Genomic DNA, 9,105 nt, shown 5'->3' on the forward strand with positions numbered 1-9,105 from the left:
GGTGGTGGATGAGCGCGGCGCGGTAGTAGTTGGCGGCGCGCAGGTAGGCATTGCCCGCGCTGATGGAATGGCGGCGGGACAGGCTCACGTCGCCCATGGCGCGGATGCGGTCGGCGGTGCTGACCCACTCATTGGGCCAGCTCCAGTCATCCCCCGCGACGATGCGGGTCGCGGTGTCCAGCACCTCGCTGATGTCCGACTGCGCGCTGTAGGTCCCGGCCAGGAAGTGCAGGAGCTGGCTCTCCATGATGGGGTCCGCCATCAACCCCAGCTCCCACCAGGGCCGGGGCTCCTCGGTGGATGAGGCAGTCGGGGAAGGACGTCCGGCCGCCGCCGAGGGAGCGCCCCGGAGGAGCGCGAGCCCCCCGGTCAGCCCCAGGCTGGCTTGGATGAGGGAGCGACGGTCCAGTGTGATGCCCATGGTCTCTGGCCTCCAGCGAAGTGCTGGCGGTTCGAACACCGCGGGCCTCCACTTCTGTCACTCACCGCGTGGCGACCAGCGCGAACACGCGGTGCGGCACGGCGAACGGCGCCTGGGGGAACCGCTCCGCGAGGAGCTTCGCGTGCGCGACCTCGAAGCAGGCGGCCTCCTCCGCGGAGAGCACCGGGCCCACCTTGGCGCTGGCGCGCACCCGCCCCATCCAGGCCTCAAGCGAGTAGTGGACGACGGTGTCGAAGGAGAAGGACTCCAGGCCGGTGAAGCCCGCGGTGGCGACGTCCTGGAACCAGCGAGGGTAGATGCCGGCGTCGTGCCCGAATTCAACATAGGGCGCGACCTGGGAGGGATTGAAGGTGTCGATGAGGGTGTGGACGACCTGCACGACATTGCCCGGCAAAGGCAGCCAGTCGAAGTGCGCGATGACCAACCGACCTCCCGGCGCCAGCACCCGGAAGGCCTCGCGGGCCGCGGCGGCGCGGTCGAACCAATGCCAGCACGTTCCGGCGGTGACGAGCCCGAAGGACTCCGACGGAAGGCCGGTCCGCTCCGCCGGAGCCACGCGGAAGTCGATGGACAGCCCCTCGTCGCTCGCGAGCCCGCGGGCCGAATCCAACATGGACGCAGAGAGGTCCAACGCAGTGACGTCGCCACCGCGCTTCGCCAGTCCCCGCGCGAGCGTGCCCGTGCCCGCGCCCAGGTCGAGCACGCGCTGACCGGGATGAAAGATGCCTTCACGGAGGAGCCGCTCGAAGAAGGCCTCCGGAAAGCCGGCGCGGTGCCGGGCGTAATCCTCCGACGTGCGGCCAAAGTCCACCTGCATGGCATGTCCTCCAGGGTTCGGGGCTCCACGTGTCCATGAGGAAAGACACGTCGACAGCGGCCGAGCGCCGCGCCGACACTCTCCTTCCAGGAGGTGGATGGAGCATGGATAGACGCCGCGGTGGACGCTCTCAATCTCGATTCGAACATCGACCTGAGCGGGAGGAAGCCCTGGTGTCGGCGAGCGAGGCGGCAGCACTGCTCGGCGTGAAGCTCGCGACGCTCTACACCTACGTGAGCCGGGGACTGGTGCGGTGCGTGCCGGTGCAGGGAACGAAGGAGAACCGCTACGCACGCGCGGACCTGGAGCGGCTGAAGGTCCGCCACGACGCGAGGGCGGGACACGCGGCGGTGGCGGCGGGAGCGCTGCGCTGGGGCGAGCCCGTCATCGACTCCGCCGTGTCGCGCGTGGAGGCCAAGGGACTGGCGTACCGGGGAAGCCACTCCGCGGTGGAGCTGGCCACGAAAGGGCGCGCCTTCGAGGACGTGGCGGAGCTGCTCTGGTCCGGCGCGCTGCCGAAACACCGGGACACGACGTGGCCCACGCCGCGAGCGCCCTTCCCTCCTGCCGCGCTGGCGGCGCTCCTACCCCAGGGCACGCCTCCCGCGAAGGTGCTGGCGACGCTGGTGTCCCTGCTGGGCGCGCGGGACGCGGTGCGCTTCGCGGCGCCACCGGCTCAAGAACTCGAGCGGGCCCGGGGCCTGCTGCGTCACCTGGCGGCGTGGGTGTGCGCGGCCCGGGCGCCGGAGCGCGTGGCCCCCGCCCTGCGGGAACGGACGGTGGCGGACTCGCTGGCGCACGCGTGGGACGCCCGCTCATCGCACGCCGCGGCGTCGTTGAACCAGGCGCTGGTGCTCTGCGCGGACCATGAGCTGAATGTGTCGACGTTCGCCGCCCGGGTGACGGCCTCCTCCGGCGCGGACCTGTACGCGTGCGTGGGCGCGGCGATGGCGGCGCTCTCCGGCGCGAAGCACGGGGGCGCGTGCGACCGCGTGGAGGCGCTCCTCACGGAGGTGGGCCGTCCGGAGCGGGCGAAGGAGGTGGTGGACGCGTACGTCCGCCGGGGCGAATCGGTGCCGGGCTTCGGCCACCGGCTGTATCCCCAGGGAGACCCGCGCACGCCCCCGCTCATCCTGGCCGCGCGGGAGCTGCGCCCGGATGCCAGAGCGGTGCGCGTGGGCTCCGCGCTGGTGGACGTGATGCGCGACGCGGGACATCCCGCGCCTTCGATGGAGGTGGGCCTGGTGATGCTGGCGGAGGCGCTGGGCCTGCCGAAGGGCGCCGCCGCGACGGTGTTCGCGGTGGGGCGCTCGGCGGGCTGGGTGGCGCACGTGCTGGAGCAGCGGGAGCAGGGACACCTGCTGCGCCCCAGGGCTCGCTACGTCGGCCCCTCTTCACCAGGCACAGATTGAATTCATCCGCCGGGATTCAGGGTGGGGGTGGCGATGTTTCAGGACCCATTGCGACTCTTCACCCTTTGGAGCCACTGCATGATGAAGAAGACCGCCCTGCTGACCTGCCTGCTCGGATTGCTGGGAGCTCTCCCGGCCAGCGCCGCTGAACTGAAGGACGTGTTCGGCAAGGAGGTCCCCATCGGGCAGGGCCGGCCCACGCTGGTGCTGTATGCCAACAAGGGCACCAAGGACGAGCTGCGCCAGCGCGCCTCCCAGTTCATCTACGACGTGCGTGAGAAGAAGCCCATCGTCGTCATCCACGTGGACCTGCGCGACGTCTCGGGCCTCTTCAAGGGTATGGCGCGCGGGGAGATCCGCAAGAGCCACAAGGAGTCGCTCTCCGCCATGAAGGACCTGTACCGCCAGAAGGGCGAGGCACCGCCCGCCGAGCTGGACTCGTCGCTCTACATGGTCGCGGACTCCAAGGGTGAACCCCACAAGACCATGGGCCTGGAGAAGGGCTTCGACCGCGTGTTCGCCCAGGTGCTCGGCACCTCCGGGCAGGAGATTGCACGCGGCGCCTTCTCGGAAGGTGCCCGGAAGCTCAGCCAGGCGATGACCGCCGCGCCCGCCGTGGCGTCCCGCACGCCCTGAGTTCACGGGGTGTCCCGCCCACGCTCCTGCACCGAGCGCGGGCGAGACACCCCACATGTGCGTGATGTCGTGATGTGAAGCAACACGGACCCCAGGTGCGAACCAGGGCAGGCGTTGGCTACTCTGACGCCCTCCCGTTCCACCTGGAGTCTTTCATGCACATCGGGTCCCCGCGCAGCGCCCGTTCCCCGAAGGCCGTGACGTTCCTCCGCATCCCGGTGCTGCTCGCCGTGGGCATGATGACGATGGGCAGCGGCATGGGGAACCCGGGCTGTGGCAGCAGCTCGCCTCCTGACTGTGAGGAGGGATGCGCCATCGCGGGCACCTACACGCTCCAGTTCGCGGACTCATCGCCTCCGGGCGAGGGATGCGAGGCACTGGGGTTCGGCCTGCCACAGGGGCCGCTCGTGTTGACCCTGTCCGACAGCTACGTCACGGCGAAGTTCGGCGACGAGACGCTGTCGGCCTACTACGAGGGTGAGCCCGCGCGGCGGCTCTACTTCTCCACCGCGCAGTACCTCACCGAAAAGAAGGTCAGGCGCACCATCCTGATCGACTCGACGGTGGCCGCGCCCTCGCCCCGGTCCGACACCGACAGGTCGGTCATCGAGGGGACGTATGATCTGGAGCTCCTCTCCTCCGAGGACAACAGCGTGAAGTGCCACATCAAGCGGAACTTCACCGCGACGCGGTAGGGGTTCCTCCAGGTGGGGCGTCGGGCCCCACCTGGGGTGCGGTAGGGTCGGGGCCATGCGTACCCCCCTCATGGCCTCACTGCTGCTCCTGATGATGTCCGCGCAAGCCCGGGCCGCCGTACCGGCTGGCTTCGTGGAAACGAGCTATTCGTCCACCAGCCTGACGCCCGCCACGGGCATGGCGTGGGCGCCGGATGGTTCGGGGCGCCTGTTCGTCACGCTGAAGAACGGCGTCGTGCGGACGGTGGCCATGAAGGACGGCGTGCTGGAGACGCAGCCCGGCACCTCCACGCTGATAACAAGCACGTTCGCCACGGAGCCCGCGGTCTACACCCACAGCGAGTGTGGCCTCATCGGCATCGCGTTCGACCCGAACTACGTGGTCAACCGGTACGTCTACTTCTTCGTCACCGTCTCCGCGACCGAGCAGCGCATCGTCCGCTACACGGACGTCAACGGCACGGGCATCGCGCGCACGGAGGTCGTCACGCGGCTGCCCACGGCGGGCAACAACCACGACGGCGGCGGGCTGGGCTTCGGGCCGGACGGGAAGCTCTACTGGGCCATTGGCGACCTGGGCAACGGCACCGGCGTGGACGCGGACCTGACGTCGCTGGCAGCCAAGGTGGGCCGCGCCAACCTGGACGGCACGCCCGTCAATGACAACCCGTTCAATGACGGCGTGGGCCCCAACAACGAATACATCTGGGCGCGCGGCCTGCGAAACCCGTTCACCTTCACGTTCCAGCCCACCACCGGCCTCCTGTGGGTCAACGACGTGGGAGACGGCTACGAGCAGGTCCTCGTCGTGCCCCGGCGCAGCCACGCCGGCTACAACGACTACGAGAACAACCAGCCCATCGGGAACGACTACATCACCCCCGTCATCAAGTACCGCACCAACTCGATTGACTCACGCAACCTCACCGCCACGGGCGCGGCGCGCAGCGGAGGGATCGCCACCTTCACCACCGCCACGCCGCACGGCTTCCGCAAGGGGGAGAAGCTCTCGCTCGAAGGCGTGGGGGACGCGAGCTTCAATGGCGAGTTCTACGTCGCCAGCGCCAACAACGCGCCCACCACCACCACCTTCACCGTGGCCCAGCCGGGCCTGCCGGACGCCACCAGCGGCGGCGGCTCCGCGACGACGCAGGCGCTGGGCGGCTCCATCACCGGCGGCGTCTTCTACGACGCCACCCTCTTCCCGCCGGAGTACCGCGGCAACTACTTCTTCGGCGACTACAACAGCGCCCAGGTGACGCGCGCCACGCTGGCGGAGGACAACTCGGTGGCGACGGTGGATGAGTGGGGGACGGGCTTCGCCGCCAACGTGGACATGAGCGTGGGGCCGGACGGCGCGCTCTACGCGCTGGGCTACACCAACGGCGTGCTGCGCCGGGTGACGCCCACGGCCACCGGCCAGAAGCTGGTCGTGTCCGGGCTCAACCTGCGCCTGATGGAGGGCGGGCAAGCGGCCTTCACCGTGCGCCTGGCCCAGGCGCCCACCGCGCCCGTGACGGTGAGCGTGGCGCGGGCCCTGGGCGGCTCCGAGGACCTGCGCCTCCTGGGCGGTGGCACCCTCACCTTCTCCCCCGAGAACTGGAGCGCGCCGCAGGTCGTGGTGCTCGAGGCGGTGGTGGACGCGGACGCGGACGCGGACGTCGCTACCTTCACCGTGGCCTCGGAGGGGCTGACGTCCGAGTCGGTGGTGGCCACCACCATCGACACCAACGCGACCCGGCTGGTGCTGTCCACCACCCGGCTCTCCGTGCCCGAGGGCGGCACCGCCACCTTCGACGTGTCCCTGTCCCAGCGGCCCTCGTCGAACGTCACCGTCACCGTGGCGGCCACGCAAGGGGATCCGGACCTCACCGTGGCCTCCGCGTCCACGCTCACGTTCACGACGTCCAACTGGAGCACGCCCCAGACCGTCACGCTCCGGGCGTCGCAGGACGCGGACAACGTGGACGGCACGGCCACCATCACGCTCGCCATTCCGGGCCTGGACGCGCGCACGCTGGAGGCCGTGGAGGCGGATGACGAACCGCTCCAGCCCACCATCACCTCCACGCCCGTCACCACCGTCGTGGTGGGGAACCCCTACCGCTACGACGTGGAGGCAGTGGGCCGCCCGCAGCCCACGTATTCGCTGGAGGGCACGGTGCCGCAGGGCATGAGCATCGACGCGGACACCGGCCTCATCAACTGGACGCCGTCGGTGCTGGGCACCGTGGACGTGCGCGTGCGGGCGGCCAACGGCGTGTCGCCGGACGCGGAGCAGACCTTCACCCTCACCACGAAGGCGGATGAGCCGCCGCGCGCCATCCTCGTCCGTCCCGCCCAGGGCGAGCGCGTGTCCGGCGCCACGGCGGAGTTCTTCGGCGAGTGCGAGGACGACGTGGGCTGCACCGGCGCCGAGTTCTACGTGGACGGCACGCTCGCCTACAGGGTCGTCCGCTCGGACACCCGCTACGACTTCGGGGGTGAACCCAACCGCTGGGACACCACGGGCCTTTCACCGGGCCCGCACACCGTGCGCTTCGTGGTGATGGACACGAAGGGCGCGACCGCCGAAGCCACGACGACGGTCTGTGTTGGGGACGGACGCTGCGAGCCGGGCGGGCCGGATGCCGGCACCGACGCGGGCACGGAGAACCCGGACGCGGGCACGGGGACCCCGGACGCGGGCACGAACAATCCCCTGCCCGAGGACGACTCCGGCTGCGGCTGCGGCGCGGCCCCGGTGGCCCCGCTCGCGTGGCTGGCGCTCGTCGCGCTGGCCACCCGTCGCAAACGGTCGCGCGCGAGCTGATGCTCCGCTGAAACAAGGACGGGAGGGCGCCCTTGCTGGACGCCCTCCCGTCCTGTTTTCGCGTCAGCGCCGCGTGAAGGCCACGCGCGAGTGTCCGGAAGCGGGATACGGATTCCCAGCGCCGGTCAGCTCCTCCGCCCTGTCGCCTGGGCGTGGCTGTCCGGGCGCCATGGCATGCGCCATGCTCAACGGTGTCCGTCATGGCTCTCCTCCTCCAGGACCTCCTGCTCGCGCTGCGGCGGTTGCGTCGCAGCCCCACCTTCACGGTCGTGGCGGTGGCCACGCTGGCGCTGGGCATTGGCGCGAACGTCGCCATCTTCAGCGTGGTGCACGCGGTGCTGCTGCGGCCGTTGCCCCTGCGCGACGACGCGCGGCTCGTGCGGCTGTTCAGCGTGGGCCGGCAGGGGCCGGGGCCTACATCGCCGCCGGACCTGATGGACCTGCGCGAACAGACGCGGGCCTTCGAGGGGCTCGCTGGCGTGGCACCCGCGATGGTGACGCTCGGGGCGGACCGGACGGAGCCCTCGCCCATGAAGGTGCAGACCGCGATGGTGACGGCCGGGTTCTTCCAGGTGCTGGGGCCCCGCGTGCAGCTGGGCCGCGCGCTCCAGGCCGGGGATGACGCGCCGGGAGCGCCCCAGGTCGCGGTGCTGTCGCATGCGCTCTGGCAGCGCCGCTTCGGCGGCAGCCCCGACGTGCTGGGGCGCACGGTGAGCCTGGGCGGCCCGCTGCCGTGGACGGTGGTGGGCGTGATGGCGCCGGGCTTCGACTTCCCGTCGCGCGCGGAGCTGTGGACGCCGCTCATCCAGGATGAGTCCATGACGAAGCCGGAGGCGCGCGGCGCGCACTGGCTGGAGGTGTATGGGCGGCTGGGGCCCGGCGTGAGCATCGAGCGGGCGAGGGCCGACGCGTCGGCAGTCGCGAGGAGCCTGGCGGCGCGGTACCCGGCGACGAACGCGGACATGGGCGCGAGCGTGGAGCCCTTGCGAGACGTGCTGCTGGGCCAGGTGCGCCCCTCGCTGTTGTTGCTGCTGGGCGCGGTGGGGCTGGTGCTGCTCATCGCGTGCGCCAACCTCATGCACCTGCTGCTGGCGCGGGCCGCGTCGCGCGAGGCGGAGACGTCCGTGCGGCTCGCGCTGGGCGCCAGCCGGGGGCGCATCGCGCGGGAGCTGCTGGTGGAGAGCGCGCTCCTGTCGGCGCTGGGTGGCGGGGCCGGGCTGCTCGCGGCGATGTGGGCGCTGGATGCGCTGGCGGCGTTCGGGCCCAAGGACATCCCGCGCATCGACGAGGTGTCGCTCGATGGCACCGTGCTGGCGTTCACGGCGGGCCTGTCGGTGTTCACCACGCTGCTCTTCGGGCTGGTGCCGGCGTGGCAGACGTCGCGGGTGGAGCTGGCGCGCGTGCTGCGGACCGCGGGCGAGGGCGCGGGCGGCGCCGCTCATCACCACCGCACCCGCGCGGCGCTCATCGTGGCGGAGACGGCGCTGGCGGTGCTGCTGCTGGTGAGCGCGGGCCTGCTGCTGCGCAGCTTCGTGCACCTGCGGCAGGTGGACCCGGGCTTCCAGCCGGAGGGCGTGTTGACGGTGAAGCTCGACCTGCCGCCCTTCCGCTACGCCTTCGGCAGCGCGGCGCCCGCGGCCTTCTACGACGGGCTGCTCGAGCGGCTGCGGGCCCTGCCCGGGGTGGCCACGGCGGGCGCGGTGAACGCGCTGCCCATGGAAGGGAAGCGGTGGACGATCGCGGTGCGAGACCCCCGGCGGCCGGTGGCGCCGGGCACGGAGCCCTGGCAGGCCAGCATCCGCGTCGTCACGCCGGGAGCGTTGGAGGCGCTGCGGGTGCCGGTGCTGCGCGGCCGGGCGCTGCTGCCAGAGGACCGGGGCGCGGGTGGGCGCGCGGTGTTGATCAACGCGGAGGCGGCGCGCCGCTTCTGGCCGGGAGAGGACCCGCTGGGCCGCACGCTGGACACGGACATGGACTTTGGCAACGGCGCGTTCGGAGGCCGGGTGGTGGGGGTGGTGGCGAACCTGGCCACGGAGGGACTGGCCGCGCCCGCCGCGCCGGAGGTGTACGTCCCCTATGAGCAGTCGCGCTCCACGAACATGACTCTGGTGCTCCGCACGACAGGAGCGCCGCTCGCGCTGGCCGGGGCGGTGCGGGCGGAGCTCCGGGGGCTGGACGCGAACCTCGCGGTGGGAAGCGTGCGGACGCTGGCGTCGGTGGTGGATGAAACGGTGGCGCCGCTGCGCTTCTATCTCCTGCTGGCGAGCCTCTTCGCGGGGGTGGCGTTGGTG

6 protein-coding genes and 1 pseudogene are annotated in these 9,105 nt (G+C 71.4%); 5 read left to right on the forward strand and 2 right to left on the reverse strand.

What is annotated here, in order from left to right:
• Nucleotides 1–421, reverse strand: a pseudogene (locus D7V80_RS38635) (alpha/beta hydrolase); the annotation flags it as partial.
• A 61-nt stretch (nt 422–482) separates the two neighbouring features.
• Nucleotides 483–1,259, reverse strand: a complete 777-nt coding sequence (locus D7V80_RS38640) for a class I SAM-dependent methyltransferase (protein ID WP_120592819.1) — start codon at nt 1,257–1,259, stop codon at nt 483–485.
• A gap of 173 nt (nt 1,260–1,432) precedes the next feature.
• Between D7V80_RS38640 and D7V80_RS38645 the strand changes: the two genes are divergently transcribed.
• The 5 genes from D7V80_RS38645 to D7V80_RS38665 all read left to right on the forward strand — a co-directional run.
• The gene (locus D7V80_RS38645) at nt 1,433–2,671 is read left to right on the forward strand and encodes a citrate/2-methylcitrate synthase (RefSeq protein WP_233586048.1); all 1,239 of its coding nucleotides are present in this window, start codon (nt 1,433–1,435) and stop codon (nt 2,669–2,671) included.
• A 78-nt stretch (nt 2,672–2,749) separates the two neighbouring features.
• Entirely contained in the window at nt 2,750–3,307 is a 558-nt protein-coding gene (locus tag D7V80_RS38650) for a hypothetical protein (protein ID WP_233586049.1), read from the forward strand.
• A 155-nt stretch (nt 3,308–3,462) separates the two neighbouring features.
• Nucleotides 3,463–4,002 (forward strand): hypothetical protein, encoded by a 540-nt coding sequence (locus D7V80_RS38655; protein WP_120592821.1) that lies wholly within the window; start codon nt 3,463–3,465, stop codon nt 4,000–4,002.
• 55 nt (nt 4,003–4,057) lie between these two features.
• Nucleotides 4,058–6,814: a PQQ-dependent sugar dehydrogenase gene (locus D7V80_RS38660; protein WP_120592822.1), complete on the forward strand. Its 2,757-nt coding sequence runs from the start codon at nt 4,058–4,060 to the stop codon at nt 6,812–6,814.
• 200 nt (nt 6,815–7,014) lie between these two features.
• The coding region (locus tag D7V80_RS38665; protein ID WP_147447359.1) for an ABC transporter permease at nt 7,015–9,105 on the forward strand (2,091 nt) is incomplete at its 3' end.

Source organism: Corallococcus sp. CA054B (assembly GCF_003611625.1).
Taxonomy (GTDB): Bacteria; Myxococcota; Myxococcia; order Myxococcales; family Myxococcaceae; genus Corallococcus; species Corallococcus coralloides.

Bases quoted from the DNA above. Each gene is read 5' to 3' on its own strand.
- D7V80_RS38640 (WP_120592819.1), bottom strand. From the start codon at position 1,259: ATGCAGGTGGACTTTGGCCGCACGTCGGAGGATTACGCCCGGCACCGC.
- D7V80_RS38650 (WP_233586049.1), top strand. From the start codon at position 2,750: ATGATGAAGAAGACCGCCCTGCTGACCTGCCTGCTCGGATTGCTGGGA.
- D7V80_RS38655 (WP_120592821.1), top strand. From the start codon at position 3,463: ATGCACATCGGGTCCCCGCGCAGCGCCCGTTCCCCGAAGGCCGTGACG.
- D7V80_RS38660 (WP_120592822.1), top strand. From the start codon at position 4,058: ATGCGTACCCCCCTCATGGCCTCACTGCTGCTCCTGATGATGTCCGCG.